General features: G+C 68.9%; 17 protein-coding genes. 9 read left to right on the forward strand and 8 right to left on the reverse strand.

The features are described 5' to 3' along the window. Nucleotides 1-61: 61 nt before the first annotated feature. From ACZ303_RS23450 to ACZ303_RS23465, 4 genes are all read right to left on the reverse strand, one after another. Nucleotides 62-1,462: a tyrosine-type recombinase/integrase gene (locus ACZ303_RS23450; protein ID WP_467342011.1), complete on the reverse strand. Its 1,401-nt coding sequence runs from the start codon at nt 1,460-1,462 to the stop codon at nt 62-64. Continuing rightward, nucleotides 1,462-2,442: a hypothetical protein gene (locus ACZ303_RS23455; RefSeq protein ID WP_467342013.1), complete on the reverse strand. Its 981-nt coding sequence runs from the start codon at nt 2,440-2,442 to the stop codon at nt 1,462-1,464. Before ACZ303_RS23455 ends, ACZ303_RS23450 begins: the two co-directional genes overlap by 1 nt. Nucleotides 2,443-2,510: 68 nt before the next feature. Further along, complete coding sequence (locus ACZ303_RS23460) at nt 2,511-3,311, reverse strand: tyrosine-type recombinase/integrase (RefSeq protein ID WP_467342015.1); 801 nt, start codon at nt 3,309-3,311, stop codon at nt 2,511-2,513. Nucleotides 3,312-3,560: 249 nt separating this feature from the next. Then, a complete protein-coding gene (locus ACZ303_RS23465) occupies nt 3,561-4,661 on the reverse strand; it encodes a M20 family metallopeptidase (protein WP_467342017.1) in 1,101 nt (366 codons plus the stop codon). A 284-nt stretch (nt 4,662-4,945) separates the two neighbouring features. Between ACZ303_RS23465 and ACZ303_RS23470 the strand changes: the two genes are divergently transcribed. The 6 genes from ACZ303_RS23470 to ACZ303_RS23495 all read left to right on the forward strand — a co-directional run bounded on the left by ACZ303_RS23470 (nt 4,946) and on the right by ACZ303_RS23495 (nt 10,048). Continuing rightward, nucleotides 4,946-5,989 carry a YihY/virulence factor BrkB family protein gene (locus ACZ303_RS23470; RefSeq protein ID WP_467342019.1) on the forward strand — a complete coding sequence of 348 codons (1,044 nt, stop codon included), beginning with the start codon at nt 4,946-4,948 and terminating at the stop codon, nt 5,987-5,989. A gap of 350 nt (nt 5,990-6,339) precedes the next feature. Next, a complete protein-coding gene (locus ACZ303_RS23475) occupies nt 6,340-6,618 on the forward strand; it encodes a hypothetical protein (protein WP_467342021.1) in 279 nt (92 codons plus the stop codon). A gap of 433 nt (nt 6,619-7,051) precedes the next feature. After that, on the forward strand, nt 7,052-7,459 hold the full coding sequence (locus ACZ303_RS23480; protein WP_467342022.1) for a nuclear transport factor 2 family protein: 408 nt from the start codon (nt 7,052-7,054) through the stop codon (nt 7,457-7,459). Between the two features lie 812 nt (nt 7,460-8,271). After that, nucleotides 8,272-8,763 carry a DUF2975 domain-containing protein gene (locus tag ACZ303_RS23485; RefSeq protein WP_467342024.1) on the forward strand — a complete coding sequence of 164 codons (492 nt, stop codon included), beginning with the start codon at nt 8,272-8,274 and terminating at the stop codon, nt 8,761-8,763. Beyond that, nucleotides 8,763-9,005, forward strand: coding sequence for a helix-turn-helix domain-containing protein (locus ACZ303_RS23490; RefSeq protein ID WP_467342026.1), 243 nt, complete (start codon nt 8,763-8,765; stop codon nt 9,003-9,005). Before ACZ303_RS23485 ends, ACZ303_RS23490 begins: the two co-directional genes overlap by 1 nt. 551 nt (nt 9,006-9,556) lie before the next feature. Beyond that, the gene (locus tag ACZ303_RS23495; RefSeq protein WP_467342028.1) at nt 9,557-10,048 is read left to right on the forward strand and encodes an RICIN domain-containing protein; all 492 of its coding nucleotides are present in this window, start codon (nt 9,557-9,559) and stop codon (nt 10,046-10,048) included. Between the two features lie 566 nt (nt 10,049-10,614). On the opposite strand, the gene ACZ303_RS23500 is transcribed toward ACZ303_RS23495, so the two are convergent. Then, nucleotides 10,615-11,232: a class I SAM-dependent methyltransferase gene (locus tag ACZ303_RS23500; RefSeq protein WP_467342030.1), complete on the reverse strand. Its 618-nt coding sequence runs from the start codon at nt 11,230-11,232 to the stop codon at nt 10,615-10,617. Between the two features lie 123 nt (nt 11,233-11,355). Here ACZ303_RS23500 and ACZ303_RS23505 point away from each other — a divergent pair, with 123 nt between their 5' ends. After that, nucleotides 11,356-11,805, forward strand: a complete 450-nt coding sequence (locus ACZ303_RS23505) for a hypothetical protein (protein ID WP_467342032.1) — start codon at nt 11,356-11,358, stop codon at nt 11,803-11,805. A gap of 123 nt (nt 11,806-11,928) precedes the next feature. Here ACZ303_RS23505 and ACZ303_RS23510 read toward each other — a convergent pair whose 3' ends face one another. Next, nucleotides 11,929-12,750 carry a MerR family transcriptional regulator gene (locus ACZ303_RS23510; protein ID WP_467342033.1) on the reverse strand — a complete coding sequence of 274 codons (822 nt, stop codon included), beginning with the start codon at nt 12,748-12,750 and terminating at the stop codon, nt 11,929-11,931. A gap of 218 nt (nt 12,751-12,968) precedes the next feature. On the opposite strand from ACZ303_RS23510, the gene ACZ303_RS23515 reads away from it, so the two are divergent. Next, nucleotides 12,969-14,000: a sulfotransferase family protein gene (locus tag ACZ303_RS23515; protein WP_467342034.1), complete on the forward strand. Its 1,032-nt coding sequence runs from the start codon at nt 12,969-12,971 to the stop codon at nt 13,998-14,000. A gap of 182 nt (nt 14,001-14,182) precedes the next feature. Next, nucleotides 14,183-15,787, forward strand: a complete 1,605-nt coding sequence (locus tag ACZ303_RS23520; protein WP_467342036.1) for an ABC-F family ATP-binding cassette domain-containing protein — start codon at nt 14,183-14,185, stop codon at nt 15,785-15,787. 333 nt (nt 15,788-16,120) lie between these two features. Here ACZ303_RS23520 and ACZ303_RS23525 read toward each other — a convergent pair whose 3' ends face one another. Next, on the reverse strand, nt 16,121-17,251 hold the full coding sequence (locus ACZ303_RS23525) for a hypothetical protein (RefSeq protein WP_467342037.1): 1,131 nt from the start codon (nt 17,249-17,251) through the stop codon (nt 16,121-16,123). A gap of 85 nt (nt 17,252-17,336) precedes the next feature. Further along, a complete protein-coding gene (locus ACZ303_RS23530; protein WP_467342039.1) occupies nt 17,337-17,690 on the reverse strand; it encodes a hypothetical protein in 354 nt (117 codons plus the stop codon). Nucleotides 17,691-17,908 lie beyond the last annotated feature (218 nt).

The following is a 17,908-nucleotide window of genomic DNA, read 5'->3' on the forward strand; positions in this document are numbered from 1 at the left end:
CAACGCCACCTGCAACTGAAGTTCAGTGGGCTGAACCTCAAGGCTCGTACCGTCGCAACTGTCAGGGACCTGGAGTGTCGGTGAAGAGGGGCATACCGAGGTCGACCAGTTGGGGGCGGCCGTCGGTGGAGGTCCGGTTGAGGCTGGTGAGCTTGGCCATGGCGGCGTTGAGGCTGACCTGGAGTCCTTCGACCTCGCCGAGCCAGCCGTTGGCGCGGGCCTCGGTGATGCGCTCACGGAGGTTGCGAATGATCTCGACGAGGCGGGGCCGCTGCTGCGGATCGAGCTGGAGCACGGGGCAGCGGATGCAGGCGTGTTCGTGCTTGCAGGGGGTTCCGTAGGGCCGTCCGCAGGTGCCCAGTGACACCTTGCGGAGCTCGAAGTGCTGCTGGAAGTCGTGCCACTCCTGCTCGGTGGGCTCGCGGTACTCGTCCTGCGGTCGGTCAGCCCGGCGCCGGTCGAGGAAGCCGCGGTAGGTCCGCACCAGGTCGTCCTGGAAGACCGCGAGGTATGCCTGGATGGTAGTGAGTGTCTTGTGTCCGAGGATGCGGGCGGCGATGTGGACGGGGAGCCCGCCGGTGACGGCCTCGGTGGCGAACATCCTGCGGAAGTCGTGCGGCGTGTAGGTCAGCGGCTGGCCGGCCTGGTCGAGCAGGCCGGTGGCTTCCAGTGCTCGATCGAGCCTGTGCTTGACCGCGGCCTCGCTCATGACCTGCGGCTGCCAGTAGGGCCGTCGCTGGAAGAGGTGGGGCAGCAGCGGGCCGGTAACGCGCTCGTGGGAGTCGTAGCGGGCGACGAGCGGGATCTTGCCGCCGTTGGTGTCGCGAAGGCGCTTGATGATGGTGGCCAGAACGCTGGCGAGTTCGGGGCTGACCAGCAGTAGCCGTTCTTCGTTGCTCTTGGACGGAACAATCTGAAGCAACGGAACGACTTCTCCGGTCTCGGGCAGTCGGTAGGAGACCAGCGCCAGATGCGTCAGTTCAGTCAGTTCCTCGGCTCGCACTCCGGTGTGCCGCAAGGTCTCGATGACCGCCCAGGACCAGAAGGCGTCGTCCTCCACGAGGCTCTGGTTGATCCGACGGCCAGTGGTACCGACCGGCCTGATGTAGACATGCGGCGATCCGTGGTCCAGCCGACTGGGCACCTGGTTCACTTTCAGCAGCTCCCGCAGGTAACTCGTCCCGTCGTGCTCGAAGACCCCGTTGAGCGGGGTGGCGCGAGCGGCCTCCAGTAGAGCGGCAGCCTCGCGGTGTACTCGCTCGGTCGTCTGGACCAGCAGCGGGAGGTGAGGAAGCCGTTCGCGCACCCGCTGGTGCATGCGTGCGGTGGTCTGCTTGTAGATCTTGTGGTTCCCGGCTCCATCGCCCCGGGTGATGGGGCTGGGGACGGCCCACTGTGCCCAGAACGGGTCCTCGTGCGCCCATTCCTGGATGTCGAGGTAGAAGCCTCGGACGCGCATCATCACGTCGATGCGCGAACGGCGCTCCTTGACCTCTCCGGTCTTGCTGTGGACGTAGTAACCAACCGCTGCTTCCAGCCGTCGACGACGTCATCGGGGAGCCGGAGGGTGTCGATGCCGGGGTGGTGGGCCTCGATGTCTGCCCAGAAGACACCGACCAGTTCCCGTACCAGTCCGCGGAAGGTGCCGTAGTCGACACCGGGACGACGTTCGTCGAGATACCGCACCAGCACGTTCCGGATCGCTGTGGACTGGATGTTGTAGGAGTCGACCAGTTCGGCCGTCGGCCGCTGGCCATATCGCAGAGCGTCTTTGAGGGTCTCCCTGGACTGGATGACACCGACGCCTCGCAGAAGTTCCCAGGCTGTGTGGGTCCCGATGAACGCCTCACCTCGCAGCCGGCGTCCCAGGGCCCGGAGGTGGACGATGTCCTCTGCGGTTAGTTCATGCAGGTCACGGCCGGTGTGCAGGACCATCGCGGAGATTAGGCGCAAGCCTTCGTCGACGTGTCGGGGCGTCATGCCCAGCCCGGCACCGTGATCGCGCATGGTGTCCAGGTCCCCGTCGGGAAAGGTCTGCTGGACGTCCTTGAACAGCCGCAATGCCTTGTAGCCGCGCAGGAAGGCATAGCCCGGCAGGACGATCCGGCTCATCATCAGGCAGTTGAGCCCCGCGACCAGCCCGTTGCGCTGGGACTCACTCTGGTCGTCGCCCAGCACGGCGGCGAGTACGAATTCCTTCCCGTTGTCGGCATCGGTCGCCCGCCAGCGTTCCTGCCACCCGTCGCCGGGATGATCCGCGGGCCAGTCCAGGATCTTGGCCGCGTTCAGCAGCCGCACGTGCCCCCGGTCCCGGTCCGCCTTGGAGTCACGGGATGGCCAGAACGGAGAGGTGGGCAGTAGTGCGAGCACTTCGGCGCGGCTCAGGTGATCGTGGGGCCCGACACGTCCCTCATCGGCTTTCAGTTCGTGGTCGACGAACAACGGCCGCGGCGGAATCGGTCCAGTTCCCGCCAGCCGGACGGAGTTGGCGCGCCGTGATCCTTGCCGCGTCATGCGAGCTCACCGCCGAACAGCACGTCCAGGTCGCTCGCCTCGTAGCCGGTGGCCGGCGGGGGCGGCGGAAGGACGGCGCGTTCCTTCACGTCGGCGAGGTACTCCTGGACGCGTGCGATCACCTGCTCCTCGTCCTCGACCAGGTAAATGTCGGCAGTGGTGCTCAGGTGCGCGTGTCCGAGGATGGTCTGCACGTCACGCAGCGAAAGACGCTTGTCGCGGGCCATGCGTAGCGCGGCGGTGTGCCGCAGGTCGTGCATGGACCAGTTCGTCTCCAGCAGGGCGTTGGCGCGGCGGAATACCGCCCGCAGAGCCTCGTAGTTCATCGACTGATGGATCAGCCCCGCCCCGCGATCACGTCGGCGCAGGGTCCACCACAGCGGGGCCTGCGGGTCCAGGGGTGTGCCCTCGCTCTGGTAGAGCCGGACCCAACGCGCTGCGCTGATCGGGTTGATGGTGCCCGCCGTGGCGGTGGACACCGTCCGCGCGGCGCTGGGGACCTTGACCGTCGCCCCCAGCCACAACGCGAAGTCCCGCCCTTCGGCCGGAGTGGCCTGGTTCCATGGAACATCGACCACCCGCAGCCACCGCCACCACCTCAGCAGGTCGAATGCGTAACTGCGGACGCTGCCGGGCCGGTTGTACCGGGCGACGAAATCGATCAGGTACCGGCGTACCGGCTCCACCGCTCTCCCCGCCTCATCAAAGACCAGCCATGGCACCACGCCCGGGTTCGCGGCGACGCAGCCCCATCGCGGCAGGCGAATCGATCGGACATCACGCGAGTACTCGTCCAACTTCGTTGCGCTCCTTGCTTGTTTGGATGCGCAACGTCTATCGACTAGGCCAGTTGGGGGACGTACTTCAGCTCGGCGTGTCCTTCGGTAGTCCGGTCAACACCTCCCTGGCGGCCGCCCGCGCACACCACAGCGGCAGCGGGCGCCGATCAACGAACGCGGATCTCGGTGATCGCAAAAAGCGCAGATCGCGGATCTCGGGTCGCGACCTCGCGTGATCGCTCACAGGTCGCGCATGTTCTCCGTCTCCTACGTGTTCCTGATCGCCCGCACCAGTCCAGCGGCAAGGTTCGCCCGCTCGGCCATGGCGTCGATCAGCAGGTACTCGTGGTCGGCGTGGGCACCGCCGCCGACCGCTCCGAGGCCATCGAGTGTCGGCACCCCCAGTGCGGCCGTGAAGTTGCCGTCGCTTCCGCCGCCCACTGCCCTGCCTTCGAGGCCAGGAAGCAGCTGCTTCGCCACCGCGAAGAGCTCGGCCGACGCCGACTCCGGCATCGGGGGCCGGCCGATGGCTCCCTGGACCGCGATCTCCGCCTCGTCGAGATGCGGAACCAGTGCCGCGAACGCGGATTCGACGCGTTCTTTCTCGTCGGCCGACTCGACCCGGACGTCGACGATGACGGTCGCCTCTGCGGGAACGACGTTGTTCTGGGTTCCCGCGGACGCGACGGTCGGTGTGACGGTCGTGCCGATATCGGGTCGGCCGAGCGCCGCGATATCCAACACCTGGTGCGCTGCCTCGATCAGGGCGTTCACCCCGGCCTCGGGCTCAAGGCCCGCGTGCGACGCCCGGCCCGCGATGGCGACCTGAAACGTGCCGCAGCCCTTACGGCCGGTCTTCAACGCTCCACCCTCAGCCGCACCCTCGAACACGAGTACAGCGCCACAAGCCAGGGCTCGTTCTTCGATGAGAGCTCGAGAGGAGCGGGAGCCGACCTCTTCGTCGGCGGTCACCAGGATCTCGACGCCCGACCGATCGTCGAGCGTCGCCAGACCGTGAATGGCCTGCACCAAACCGCCAAGCATGTCGAAGACGCCGGGGCCGGTCGCACGCCCGTCTTCGACCGTGAACGGGCGGCGGTCGAGGGTGCCGAGCGGAAACACCGTGTCATGGTGACCGAGAATCAGCACTTCGGGATCGCCACCGGCCGACCAGTGGACGTGCGGCCCGGCTTCGCTCTCCACGAGGAGGGCGTGCCCGCCAAGGCGGCTCTCGATGACAGCGGCGACGGCTTTGGCCGATGCCGTCAGGGCGTCGGGATCGCGCGATGGGGACTCGATTTCGACGAGTGTCCTGAGGTCCTCGATCATCGCGTCGACACTCACATCGGCGGCCTTGCGCATCGTCATGTCGCAAGGCTACGTGGCACGCCGTGACGCCATGGTTCAGCGTCGTCCCGCCTCGTGCCGACTGCCTGCACCGCCGATCTGGCGCCGCTCGGCACACTCGCCGGTGGGCCGCGCACGCCCCGGCTGCCCAGGACTCCACGTACTGCGGGGAGTCGCCTCACCCGAGTGGCCGAATGAAGCGCCTCGCCGGACAGCGGCCCCCGTACAGGTCACGGGCGTGGTGGCGTACGGTCGCCCGCTACCGACAGGGGTTGGCGGACGGGTTTGCGGTTACCCCTACTGTCATGGCACAGAAGTGGTTCGGCAAGGACGGCGATGGGCGGCATCGGCATGAGGGTGGTGGAGCGGGTCCGGATCCGCAGGTGGATCAGGGTGCGCCGGACCAGCCGACCGACATGGGCGGGAAGTCGTGGTGGGCGGTGCTGCGGCGCACGGGGGCGGAGTTCAAGGATGACGAGCTGGCGGACCGGGCGGCGGCGCTGACGTATTACGGGGTGCTGGCGTTGTTTCCCGCGCTGCTGGTGCTGGTCTCGCTGCTGGGGGTCGCGGGCGAGTCCGCGACGAAGAGCATCCTGGACAACCTGAAGAAGCTCACGCCCGGTGCGGCACGTGACGTCGTCACCGACGCGGTCGAGCAGTTGCGGACCGGTGGCGGGGGCACCGGCTCCGTCCTGGCCGTGGTCGGCCTGCTGGGCGCCCTGTGGTCGGCGTCGGGGTACGTGGCGGCGTTCATCCGCAGCTCCAACGCCGTCTACGACATGCCGGAGGGACGCCCGGTATGGAAGCTCACCCCCTTGCGGTTGGCCCTCACCCTGGTGCTGATGGTCATGGCGTGTGCCAGCGCGCTGATCGTGGTGTTCACCGGCGACCTTGCCCGGCGGGCCGGCACCGCTCTGGGGATCGGTGACACCGCTCTGACCGTGTGGTCGATCGCCAAGTGGCCGGTCCTGGTCCTGCTGGTCACCATCATGATCGCGATCTTGTACTGGGCGGCACCCAACGCGAAGGGCCGCGGCTTCAAGTGGATCACCCCGGGGAGCTTCCTGGCCCTGGTGATCTGGATGATCGCCTCGGCAGGGTTCGCACTGTATGTGGCGAATTTCGCCTCCTACAACAAGACGTACGGCACCTTGGCCGGCGTGATCGTCTTCCTGGTGTGGCTGTGGATCACCAACCTGGCGATTCTGCTGGGCCTGGAGTTCGACGCGGAGATGGCCCGCCAGCGCGCGATCATCGGTGGCCACCCGAAGGATGAAGAGCCCTACGTCGAACCCCGTGACACCCGCACATGGAGCGACGAGGACCGGAAGGAACCCGGCGGTCACTGACCCCGGCCCCCCGCCTCGGCTCAGATCCCAGTGATGTCGCGGCCCTCCCGGTCAGGCGGAGGGGCACACCGCCCCGTCACCGGCGCGGCGCGGCCCAAGGACACGTTCTCTCGCCAGGGCAAACCTCGCGCGCCTTGCCAGTGGTTACGCAAGACTGGTCGACTCGTCACTTAATGGGAGGATCGTAGGCGTTCGCCCCGTTACTTTCCGTTGCTGTCGGTGGTCTCCTGAGCCTGTTGCGCCGCGGGCCGGGGTGTCCGGTGCCGCTTGGGTACCGGGGAGGAACCAGGCATGCTGCGATCGGTGATCAGACGTGTATGGAGGCCCGTAGTCGCGGCTGCGGTGGGCGTGTGTGCCTTCGCGGGCATGACGGCGCCCACCCCGGCCTCCCGCAGTCCCGGCAGGCCCAGGCCGCCGCCTCGGGCTACCTGAACCTGCATCAGTGCGTGTACTACTCGTCCTCCGCCACCAATCACTTCACGACGGTGGTGCCGAGCGGCGACGGACGGTTCGCCACGGGGACGAACGTCTCCAACACCGCTGACACACAGGTTTCGTGCGGCTCGGGCGACGGGAACTACTCGCTCATCCCCTTCCTGTCGGGTGCCAAGGCACTCCAGGTGGGCTAAGGAACTGTCCGGCGGGTCACCGACGGATCCACGGCCGGATCGCCGGCGACGGTGACTGTGCCGTGAAAGACGAACGCTCCCTTGTCGTACAGGGTCGCCACGGCCCAGAAGCTCTTGAGCGCGTTGATGGTCCGCTCGACCTCGTTCCTGCGGGTGAACCGTGCCCTGTCGAAGCCGGCGGGACGACCGCCCCGGCGACCGCGCCTCTGGCGGTCGGCCCGCTGGTCCCGGCGCGGCACCGAGCGCGACGAGGCACTCGCCGTCGCACGGAAGCACGGGGCGAGCCGGCACGAGCGGATTCGTCACCTCGACCCATGAACGTTCTGTGGCGATCACCCACGCGACGTGATCGTTCACGGAAACCACGTTCCCGCAGGCATCGCCTGTGGTGATGTGGTCTTCCGCGTCCGCGACCGCGCCCAGGGAGGCCGCCGTGCCCAGAACACCGCGAGAGATCTTTGAGAGCTACGTCTACGCCGGCACCATGACCCGGAATGCCGATGCCCTCGCCGAAAGCTTCACCGAGGATGGCGTCTTCGAGGCACCGCTCATGCCGGCCGACGCCGTCTTCCCCAGACGGTTGGTGGGTCGCGAGGAGATCCGCGGCGCAATGACGGCGTACTACGAGCGACAGGCGAAGGACGACCGCTCGCCGAACCTCGAGAAGTCCGGTTACGTACTGCACACCACCTCCGACCCCGACGTGTTCATCGCCGAAATCGACACGGTCTTCGACGGGGACGGAAAGGACACGGCTGTCTCGCTCGTGCAGATCTTCCGCATCCGCGACGGGAAGATCGCCCGGCTGCGTGACTACTTCGCGCCGGATCTGATGAATTGAGGACTTCGCCGTTCCAAAGCCCCAATGGCCGTTGTCGGCCTACTCGTTGAAGTGTCCAGCTGCGTACGGATGAACGTGCTCAGCTTGGTGGTTGTCAAGGTGCCGGTCGTGCGGTGGAAAACCTCAGGGCGGGGGCTCCTTGCCGTTTGGGCCGGAAAGAACGCTCCGGCAGTTCGTCACCCGCTACCGCCTCACCCGCGTCCCGCGTCACACTGGCAGCCCGTGCGCGGGCGCTGCCACCTCCGCAGCCTGCGCGCTGCACACACTGGCGCCGAAAGCCACTCAAGCCGTCACTGCCTCAACGACCCACCGTGCTTGCGGACATGGGCCGCAAAGGCGCAGGGCACACCGTGGTGCTGGAGGGGCCGGAGGGCATTGCTGACGCCGCTCACAGGCTGATGCTTCGCCTTTCCAGCCCGGTGGAAGACGTCCGGCAGTACGCGCAGGCACACACGGCAGCGGATGGCGGCCTGGACGAGCGCGGCGCTGCCATTCACGCGGAGGGCATGGCCTTCATCGCCGAGCATAGGGAATTCCTTGGCGCCGCACAGTCCGCGTTGGACGGATCAACAGGAGCAGCTTGGGCGCGGGTCTCACCAGGGCAAGGCTTCGGCGTAGTCGGATGGCGTCCGATTTGTGGCTGAGCGAGGTCGACTTCAGCAAGATCGAAAACCTGCGCATCGCGCCCTGCCGCGGGAGGGGGCGGCGGTATCCCGCCATGGTGCGAAACAGCCGCCCGGCCTCCGACCCAGCCCTTGCGCCATCTATCGAGATTCGATAGATTCCCATCGTAGTTCGATGGAAGACAGGTCATGGGAAAGCTGACAGTGCGCGCGCTGCGCGCCGTGCTCGTGGTGGTGCTCACCGGCACCGTGTTCGTACAGGCATTGATGGTGTGGGCGTTGGTCAGCGGGAGCGACCCGGAGGACGGGGCGCTCCCGCTGACCCCGCTGCGCGTGATCACGATCCTGGGCATCGGGACGGCCCAGGTCGCCCTGGTCGGTGTATGGCGACTGGTAACGATGGTGCGACGCGGAACCGTGTTCTCCCACGCCGCCTTCCGGTACGTGGACGTCATCATCGGCGCGATCGTTGCGGCAGCTCTCGTGTGGTTCGCGGTCACGGCCCTGAACGCGCCCGGCCAGCGGGACGACCCGGGCGTCACCCTCATCATGGGCGGGATTGGCGTGGCCATCCTGGGAGTCGCGCTCATCGTGCTCGTGCTGCGGATGCTGCTCGCCCAGGCCGTCGCCCGCGACGTCGAAGCGGCTCAGATGCAGGCCGAGTTGGACGAGGTGATCTGATGCCGATCGCCGTCGACATCGACGTGATGCTGGCCAGGCGGAAGATGTCCGTGGGCGAACTCGCAGACCGCGTAGGGATCACGCCCGCCAATCTGGCGGTACTCAAGAACGGCCGCGCCAAGGCGGTGCGCTTCGCGACGCTCGCTGCGCTCTGCGAGGTGCTCAAGTGCCAGCCAGGCGACCTGCTTCGCTGGGAGGCCGAGGACACCGCGGGTGCTTGCCGGAGGGAGTGCGCGCGGTGATGTTGTTCCACATGGAGCCGTACCGTCACGCCGGTGTCCCACCGATCCAGCCGAGCAGCGCCCAGAGGGGCTGCCCCTGCGCGATTGCCGGTGTCTGGAAGTGCTGCGCGTCAGGCCGGGATTCAAGGCCGTCGACTCCATCCGCGCCGACTTCGCCTCACCTGTAACTCCGGTGTCAATGACGGCCGCGCCACCAACGTCGACCTGGTCGAACACCAGATGGGAGCCGGGTCGTCGCCTCCCTTCTTTCGCAAACGCGTAGTCCTCTTGACCCACTCCAGACGCACCACGACCGTCAGCTCCACAAAGGACGGCTTCTGGGCGATCAAACCCCTGCGGTAATCGGACATTCGACCTCAAGCGCATTGCCGGAAACAAGCCTTGGTGTGAGACTCGGGGCGCCCGGCCGGAGGATTTCGCCGGCGACTTCGGCGGGCAGCCTCAAGACTCGCGACGCTCGGACCCATTCCTCCGCACCCGCCGGATGCCGTTCGGGCTCTCCGCCGGTCTCCAGTGAGAAACCGGAGAAGCTCATGCCCACACGACGTAGATTGTTCGCGCTCCTCACCGCGGTGTCGGCGGTGCTGGCCCTCTCCGTGGCCGGTGCACCCGCGCATGCCGCGGGCTTCAGCCCGATCAACGTCTGGAACTCGAGCCACTGTCTCGACAATGCCACCGAGAACGCCGCGAAGCTCCATATGTGGTCGTGCAGTGGTGGTTCCGAGCAGAAATGGCTCGAAGGGTTCAACACTCAGACCGGCCTGTTCACCTTCACCAACCAGCGCACGGGACGGTGCATCACCGCGCCGGCCTCGGGGTCGGGGACGGTGACGATGGCGTTCTGCAACGCGGCCGCGGCCAACCAGCAGTGGCGCGTCTTCTTCGCGGACAATCCCAACGGGCCGCCCTCAGGCTGGTACCAGGTCTGGCAGAACGTCTCCAGCGGCCTCTGCCTGTCGACGCCCAGCGTGCGAAACGGCACCCTTCTGCAAGCGACGGTCTGCGACCCCTCCCACCAGTACTACAGGTGGCACCAGCAGTAAGCGTTCCTCACAGCCGTCCGGCCCGTCTTCAGCGCGTGGCCCGGTTCGCTGCTTCTCGGGTGATGTCGGCGTAGAGGCGGAAGAGGGCCGCTACAACCTCCTCGCAGAGCTGCGCGCCGACGGCGCATCGGCAGCCCTCACCGAGGCGAGATCGCCAAGAGCGACTCCACGCGCCGGCTGCCGGCACGTCACGCGACCTTCGAGGAGTACGTCAGGGCGATGGGCGGCGACGCGGACGGCATGACCGCCGATCGCTGGGGCCTCATCCTCAAGAATCACACCGCGGACGCCACGCGAGACCTCCGCGCCCCGCGTGGCGTACCGTCTCCGTCGACCTCGCCACAGGCGCACACACCGAACTCAGCGGCGTCACTCTCCCCACCCGGGTGACCGGCGACGTGGCCCTCTACGAATCGGCGCCGCGGAACGAGAAGGACCCCGCGGTCGACCCGGCCCACCACCCCGTACTCAGGCGTCTACCCCAAGCGCTGAACTGCTGCCGGGCGGAATCCGAAACGCGAATCGAAAAACTCCGCTTCAAAATTTGCGATGCGTCCGGGTTCGACTCACCTCGCACCTTCGGCGGGTTTGTCCCAAACGAGCGAGTAGCGCCACAGCAGGTGGCGGCGGAAGCGGCACCCGGGCAGAAGGCGCGCCGCCTCCTGGCGAACCTCGCCCCAGTCCATGGTGGGCCACTGGAGGGGCATACCGGCCGGGTCGGTCTTGCCTCCATGGCTAAGGGCGTTCAGTCGGGCTGCCGGGACGCCGGCTCCGCTGGTGATCCAGTCCAGCGGAGTCCTGTTGCGGGCAAGGCCGATGATCACCAGGCGCCCGCCCGGCGCGAGCAGGCGGACCATGGCCTCGATCGCCTTTGAGAACTCGACGTGATGGACTACCGCTACCGCACTGGCGAAGTCGTATTGGCCTTCCTTGAGCAGGCCGGGTGAGTCGTCGAGGAAGTCCGCCTCCGCGAAGGACACATTGTGTAAATGCGGGCTGCGTTCGCGAGCAAGGCGGATCATCTCGCTGGAGCTGTCCACGCCGATCACCGTCCGGACGCGCCGAGCCAGTTTGCGCGCCAGCAGTCCCTCACCGCATCCGATGTCCAAGGCCGTGCCGCACGCGTCCGGCACCGCCCCAAGGACGAGCGGGTGGTAGTGCACGTTGTGATTCCAGTAGTCCATCGCATCACCGTAGCCAGCCGCGGAAAGCGTCTGGTGGGCGCCTGACGGCGAGGCAGTACATCCCAGCGAGAATGGGGGGCGAACACCGCACCGCATCGTCCGACCCGAACCGAATTGGTACTGATGGTTACTCCCCCCGCACCCGATGAGCTCGACGTCACCGCGCGGACGCGCCCCCTCACGCCCAAAGTGGTGATCGCGGCACTGTTGGTGCCGCTCATGAGCGTTGCCGGGGCGGCCGCTTCCCTGCACAGGGATGACATCGAGAACGACTGGGCGGAGCGGCAGCAGGAGGCATGTCGGCACATGCCTTTCCCGAAGGCGGAATACGCCGCCGCGTCGATCGGGCTGGCCCTCGGCATAACGGCACTGGTTGTCTGCGTGCTGCTCACCAAGCGGATCCGCCGGCGGTACGGCGCCCGTCTCGGGGAGACGTGGCCGGGGCTGGTGACCTACATCGGTGTGCAGCTGTGCATGTGGCTCACGGTGCTGACCATCCCGGTCGAGCTGATCGAGCTGTACGCCGCGTACGAGTCCGCTGGGGCGAGGGTCGTCCTGGGCGACTGCGGGTAGCGGGAGCCGAGCCGCCGCGCTCGGCGCGCGCCCACCGCACTCTCCCCATCCCCTCTCCAGCCACCGGAGAAGGATCGCCGACCGGCGCGCGAGGGTCTTCTCCGGGGCCGAGGTGATGAGGTGTCAGGGTTTGGTGACCGGTGCCTGGAGTTCGGTCACCCAGTCGTCACGGTTTTCCGGGCACTCCAGGCTGATCTCCCGGGGGTATCCGGCCGACCGGTACCCGTTGCCGTCGATCCAGTGGGCCAGCGCCTGGGCCGTGGGCAGCACGGTGTCCATCGAGCCGCGGTGCACGATGGTCGCCGCCTGGTCGATGGGCGGCAGGTCGAGCACTTGGAAGGCGCCGTCCTGGAGGGGGGCCGCGACCTGGACGGCGGCGTGGACGCTGATCCTGCCGTCGCCCTCCGGGGCGTCCTCGTAGTAGGCGATACCGGGTCCCGCGGGCGTGACGCCCGCCGCGTCCAGGCGTCGGAACAGCTCGTCGTAGAGCGGCCCGACCACGGGGCCGATGTCCTGTGGATCGAAGCTCGCGGCGGTCGCGGTCAGCTGCGCCACCCGGATCGCCGGGACGCTCTTGATGACGACGTCGTTCGTTGGCATGTGTCCCTCGTTCTCGATGGACCGGAGCCTCGCCTCGACCTGGACCAGCCGCGCTGCCGCGACGGTGACCGCGGCCTCCAGCTCGGCGCGCCGCAGCCGGAGCATGCCGCGTAGTTCCTCGGTGCCGATCTTCTCGTCCACGATGTCCCGCACCTGCTGGAGAGTGAAACCGAGGTCCTTGAGCGCGATGACGCGGTTGAGGCGGGCCAGCTGGGCGGCCGTGTAGTAGCGGTAGCCGGTGGCCGGGTCGACATGGGCCGGGCGCAGCAGTCCGGTCGCGTCGTAGTGACGCAGCATCCGGACCGAGACGCGGCCGTGCCGGGCGAAGTCTCCGATGGTGAACATGATGTCTCCGAGTTCAACGCCTGACACGGTGTGAGGGTCAACAAGCCGCATGCTCTTAGCGAGGCGTTGGGCTCTTCAAGGCGCTGTGGTGTCCGGCGCGGCCGGAGCGGGCGGGTCGCCAAGACGCTTCCCGCCTTACGGGGAGGAGTCGTGCGGGGATGGCGGGGAAGCCTGTTCGCAATCGGTACGAGGGTCCGTCGTCGAAGGAGAATGGCCGCATGCGCACCCTGACGTTCATCGTCGGTACAGGCCGCAGCGGGTCGACCGCGCTGTCCGGCATCGTCAACGCGCATCCGGACGTGCTCAGTCTCAACGAGTTGCTGTCGTCGGTGCAGAGCCGGGGCTTTCCCGAGGGCCTTCTCGGCGGTGGGGAGTTCTGGCGGCTGCTCGCCGACCCCAATCCGCTGTTCGAGCGCATGATCCGCAGCGGGGTGCCGATGCCGGAGTTCCTCTACACCCGTCGCCCAGGGCGGTTCGCGACGGAGACCACCGGTCTCCCCGCCCTGTCCCTGATGGTGCTTCCACATCTCACCGACGATCCGGACGGGCTGTTCGACGAGCTGGAGAAGCAGGTGTGCCGCTGGCCGGACCGTACCGCCGCCGGACACTACGAGGCCCTGTTCGGCCTGCTGTGCGGGCGCTTCGGGCGCACGGCGGTCGTCGAGCGATCCGGCTATTCCACGGAGCGGGTGCCGCTTCTGCGCAGGGTCTTCCCACAGGCGCGCTTCGTACACCTGTTCAGAGACGGGCCCGACTGCGCCCTGTCCATGAGCCGGCATACGGGCTACCGGCTGATCCTCCTGCAGCGGGACATCCTCGCGCGGACCGGCGCCGAGCGCTTGGCGGAACTGACCGAGGAGCAGGTCCTCTCCCTGCCGCCGGAGCTGTCGCAGTTGCTGGCGGAGCGTTTCGACCCCGCGCTCGTGCTCCACCGTGACCTGCCGCTGAGCGGATTCGGGGCGCTGTGGTCGGAGCTCGTCGTCCGGGGCGTGGACCATCTCAGCGGGGTGCCCGCATCGATGCGGGCCACGCTCGCCTACGAGGACCTGATCGACGAGCCCCGCAAGGAGCTGACGCGACTGGCGGACTTCATCGGCGTCGAACCGCTCCCGCAATGGCTCGACGCCGGGAGTGCCCGCCTCGACGGCAGCCGCCGGGGCGCCTCCCGGCGGCTGCCGGCGGCTGAGCTCGCCGTGCTGCGGGAGTGTTGCGCTCCTGGCACACGCGCCTTGGCGGGCAGCGACGGTTAGGCGTCGGCGCGGCGGGGGCCGGTGCCACCGCAGTACTGGCGGCCCGCGCCCGGGGCGGCGGGGGATGCGCCGCTTTCCGGGTGTCGGTTACGGTGGCTGCATGTCTACGCCCCGAGTTTCCTAGCTCAGGACCCGCTTCCACGCCAGAAGTGTGTCCCTTTGCTATCTCGGAGCGTCACCACATGATCACTATTCGCGGTGCTGAACTGCGCGCGGGCGCGCGCCTGCTGCTGTCCGACATCTCTTTCACCGTCTCCCCTGGCGACCGTATCGGCCTGGTCGGCCGCAACGGCGCGGGCAAGACCACCCTGATGACCGCCCTGGCCGGGCGGGCGAAACCGGCGGCCGGAACCATCACGCACACCGGCCAGGTCGGGTTCCTGGCGCAGGACTCCCGCACCGCCGACCCCGCCGTCACGGTCACCGACCGCATCCTGTCCGCCCGCGGCCTCGACCGGGCTCGGCGCGAACTGCGTGCGGCCGAGGCCGCGATGGCCGACGCGGCGGGCCCCGCCGTACTGGAGCGGGCGATGAACGCCTACGCCCGTGCCGAGGCGGCCTTCCAGGCCGGCGGCGGGTACGCCGCGGAGGCCGAGGCCGCCCGTGTGGCCGCGGGCCTCGGGCTGCCCGACCGGGTGTTGGCCGAGCCGGTCGGCGCGCTCTCCGGCGGCCAGCGCCGCCGCGTCGAACTGGCGCGCATCCTGTTCGCCGGACACAAGGGCACGCTGCTGCTGGACGAGCCGACCAACCACCTCGACGCCGACTCCGTCGCCTGGCTGCGCACCTTCCTCCAAGGTCACACCGGCGGCCTCGTCGTGATCAGCCATGCCACGTCGCTGCTGGCCGACGTCGTCAACCGCGTGTTCCACCTGGACGCCACCCGCGCGACCATCGACTTCTACAACACCGGCTGGAGCGCCTACCTCGCCCAGCGGGAGGCCGATGAGCGGCGCCGCGCCAGGGAGCGTACGAACGCCGAGCGGAAGGCGGCGGCGCTGAACGCGCAGGCGGACAAGATGAAGGCCCGGTCGGCGACCGCCGTCATGGCCAAGAGCATGGCGCGGCGCGCCGATCGGATGCTGGCGGAGCTGGAACCGGTCCGGCGGTCGGAGAAGGTCGCGAAGATCCGGCTGCCCGAGCCGGAACCGTGCGGGCGGATGCCGCTGGGCGCGGTCGGCGTGACCAAGTCCTACGGTGACCACCGGGTGCTCTCCGGCGTAGACCTGGCTGTGGATCGGGGCAGCCGTCTGGTCGTCCTCGGCCTCAACGGCGCGGGCAAGACCACGTTGCTGCGTATCCTCGCCGGCGCGGAACAGCCGGACTCCGGCCGTGTGGTGCGCGGGCACGGGCTGCGCCTGGGGTACTTCGCCCAGGAGCACGACACCCTGGACCGGGATCGCACGGTCCGGCAGAACCTGGCCGCCGCGGCGCCGCATCTGACCGGTGGTGAGGTTCGGCGTGTGCTGGGTGCGTTCCTGTTCTCCGGCGACGACGCCGACAAGCCGGCCGGGGTTCTCTCCGGAGGGGAGAAGACGCGCCTGGCCCTGGCCGGGCTGGTCCACTCCGGCGCGAACGTGCTGCTGCTGGACGAGCCGACCAACAACCTCGACCCTGCCTCCCGCGGCGAGGTCCTGGCCGCGGTCGGCTCCTACCCCGGCGCCATCGTGATGGTCACCCACGACGAGGGTGCCATCGACGCCCTGCGCCCAGACCGTGTCCTGCTGCTGCCGGACTCGGACGAGGACCTGTGGAGCGAGGACTACCGCGACCTCGTCTCCCTCGCCTGACCGGCCTTCCCACCGCCCGGCCGGATCGCGTGGCCTCCCACGCACCGGCCCGGCGGTGGTGGTGGTCGGGCCGGTGTCGTGACCGGCCCTGCCGCCCGGGCGGCAGGGGCAGAGGTCTTCGTGCCGCTGGGTGCGATTACCGTCCATGTTTCACCACTGGATCTCGACGGCACCAGAGCGGCACGTTCTCCCCCTGGCCACCCTGGTGGCCCTTGCGCCCCGGCCGGCCGTCCCTGGCGCTCTGGTCGGCTTCGGCCCGGCCGCTGGATCCCTGGCCACCGGAACCCGCGCATCCAGGGAACGCCGGTGGTGCGTGCGGTCCGGATCCGGCGTCTACCAGGTGATGACGGCGTAGCCGTTGCCTCCGGTACGGCCTCGGCCGCCGTCCTGGCCCGTGTCGCCGGACTTGCCGTTGGGGAGGCCGCCCTGGCCTCCATGGCCGCCGATTCCGCCGCGGCCGCCGTTGCCGCCCGTGCCGCCGGTCGCCGCGCCGCCGGGCAGCTTCTGTCCGGCCGGGTCGGTGGCCTTCCCCGGGGTGCCGCCCGCGCCGTGCCCGGTTTTGCGGCTGCAGTAGAGTCCGGAACCGTCGTCTTCGCAGCGGAGCTTGTTGTTGCCCCCGCGGCCGCCGCGTCCGTCTCCGCCGCCCTTGGTGCCTGCCTCGCCTCGTCGGCCGCCCTGACCGTCGAGTGTCTGCTTCTGCTTCCCGTCGCAAGCGCTCGCGAGGGTGCTCAAGGAGCGGTTCGCGCCGGGGCGGGGCCTGCCTCCCGGGTTCTCGGAGCTTCCGCCTCCGGCTCCGCCGTGTCCGCCCTGGGCCCGCTGTCCGGCGCCGCCTCCGGCCGCTGTGGCCACCCATGTGAGCTCGCTGAGGTCGCCGCCCTCCGCCTCGCCGAACCGCGTCAGCGTTCCCCGGCCGCCGTTACTGCCGTTGCGCCCGGTGGAGCCGTTCTTTCCGTCACGGCCGAAGTGGCCCGTGCCGCCCGCGCCGCCCTTGCCGCCCGCGGCGCCGTCACCTGCCCGGCCACCACGGCCGATGAGCACTCGGTAGGTGTCGGCGGGGTCGTCCACGGTCAGTGTGCAGGTGATGTACGAGCCGCCGCCTCCCCCACCGCCACTGGAGCCGCCGGCGCCCCCGCCGCCGGTTTCGCCCGCACCCCCCACGCCGCCGCCCGGAGCCGGCGCGGTGAACGCCTCGCCGCCGCCTCCGCCGCCGCCGGCCGCACCGCCGCCCCCGCCGCCACCGGGGCCCCACAGGTGGACCGTCACCTTGGTGACCCCGGCCGGCGGCTTCCACGTCTGTGCGCCGGGCTCGTCGAAGACGGCCTGCCCGTGGGCCGGTGCCGCCTCGGCCGACGGCGTGCCCGGCAGCCCGAGCACCGGTGCCGTAAAGGCCAGTACGGCGGCGGCCGTGCCCATACGGCTTCGACCGCCCTTGTGACCACTCAAGGGATTCGTCGGGTCCTTCATGTGTCCATCTCCTTCAAAGCGCCGCTCCCGGCCGGCCTGTTGGCCGGCCGGGAGCGGCATCGCATGCCGTCAGCGGATGTCCGGACTACTTCAGCGCGGAGTCCACGGTGCTGGAGGCTCCGGAAATGGCTGACTGCGCGGTGGAGTTGACGGCGTCCTTGGCGCTGGTGAGCGGACCCGGCTCCGGCTGCGGGGTGGAGCCGCCGGGCGGCGGGGGCTGCTCCTCCGAAGCGGATCCGGACGCCTTCGGGTCGTACTGGTAGGTGTCCGTGACCTTGCGCTCCTTGGTGATCTTGCCCGGGGCCGGGGACATGATCAGGACCGGGCCACCGTGGCCGTGGTGGTCGTCGGCCAGGGCGACCGACGCCTGACCGAAGACCACTGCGGATGCGGCGGCGGCCACCAGGGCTGCGGCCACGCGAGTGCGTGCAGAAGACATAAACGCTCCTTCACCGAAAGGGGGGAGGCGCGGCGCTGAGGCCGCACGGAAGGGAAATGGGTCGTACCGAAATGACGCGGCTGGGCGGAGGAAACACCAGGAAGGTCTCCGGCGCAGAGCGATTGCTACTCCTGTTTCCAACAGCCGGTCAAATCGTCTGACCAAAACACTGCGAACATGGTGGCGAATATCGGCCCGGCCGGGGAACGTGTGTACTT

This window comes from Streptomyces sp. NPDC023527 (assembly GCF_055560115.1).

Bases quoted from the DNA above. Each gene is read 5' to 3' on its own strand.
- ACZ303_RS23510 (WP_467342033.1), bottom strand. From the start codon at position 12,750: ATGTTCACCATCGGAGACTTCGCCCGGCACGGCCGCGTCTCGGTCCGG.
- ACZ303_RS23530 (WP_467342039.1), bottom strand. From the start codon at position 17,690: ATGTCTTCTGCACGCACTCGCGTGGCCGCAGCCCTGGTGGCCGCCGCC.
- ACZ303_RS23470 (WP_467342019.1), top strand. From the start codon at position 4,946: ATGGCACAGAAGTGGTTCGGCAAGGACGGCGATGGGCGGCATCGGCAT.
- ACZ303_RS23500 (WP_467342030.1), bottom strand. From the start codon at position 11,232: ATGGACTACTGGAATCACAACGTGCACTACCACCCGCTCGTCCTTGGG.
- ACZ303_RS23525 (WP_467342037.1), bottom strand. From the start codon at position 17,251: ATGAAGGACCCGACGAATCCCTTGAGTGGTCACAAGGGCGGTCGAAGC.
- ACZ303_RS23490 (WP_467342026.1), top strand. From the start codon at position 8,763: ATGCCGATCGCCGTCGACATCGACGTGATGCTGGCCAGGCGGAAGATG.
- ACZ303_RS23465 (WP_467342017.1), bottom strand. From the start codon at position 4,661: ATGACGATGCGCAAGGCCGCCGATGTGAGTGTCGACGCGATGATCGAG.
- ACZ303_RS23520 (WP_467342036.1), top strand. From the start codon at position 14,183: ATGATCACTATTCGCGGTGCTGAACTGCGCGCGGGCGCGCGCCTGCTG.
- ACZ303_RS23485 (WP_467342024.1), top strand. From the start codon at position 8,272: ATGGGAAAGCTGACAGTGCGCGCGCTGCGCGCCGTGCTCGTGGTGGTG.
- ACZ303_RS23505 (WP_467342032.1), top strand. From the start codon at position 11,356: ATGGTTACTCCCCCCGCACCCGATGAGCTCGACGTCACCGCGCGGACG.
- ACZ303_RS23515 (WP_467342034.1), top strand. From the start codon at position 12,969: ATGCGCACCCTGACGTTCATCGTCGGTACAGGCCGCAGCGGGTCGACC.
- ACZ303_RS23450 (WP_467342011.1), bottom strand. From the start codon at position 1,462: ATGATGCGCGTCCGAGGCTTCTACCTCGACATCCAGGAATGGGCGCAC.